The organism is Pseudomonas sp. MCal1 (genome assembly GCF_026341415.1).
Lineage (GTDB): Bacteria > Pseudomonadota > Gammaproteobacteria > Pseudomonadales > Pseudomonadaceae > Aquipseudomonas.
The window spans coordinates 1-234 of the sequence record NZ_JAKUMP010000047.1 but is presented as its reverse complement, the minus strand read 5'-3'; the positions used below and the strand labels follow the sequence as shown (position 1 = coordinate 234).

The window sequence follows — 234 nt, the reverse complement described above, 5'->3', positions numbered from 1 at the left end:
GAGTACATCGATCTCGACGCGATGAACACCTGGTTCAGCGACACGGCCGCCGCCCACTTTCAACAACTCGAAGAGCGCCACGCGGCGTTGTTCGCTGACCGGGGGCTGTACCTCAAACGCTCGTCCAGCGGCACCTGGTTTGTCGACTTCAACGACTTGGCGGCGCGCCAGTGGCTGACCGAGCTGGCCACCGGCTGCCTGACCGCCCAGTGCATCCGCGCCCAGGGCGCCGAG

The 234-nt window shown here is 66.2% G+C and carries 1 protein-coding gene; it reads left to right on the top strand.

All coding sequences use genetic code 11. The annotated features are described in order from the left end of the window. Window positions 1-21: 21 nt before the first annotated feature. Window positions 22-234: hypothetical protein (locus MKZ87_RS28900; RefSeq protein ID WP_266202226.1), on the top strand; the 213-nt coding region annotated here is incomplete at its 3' end.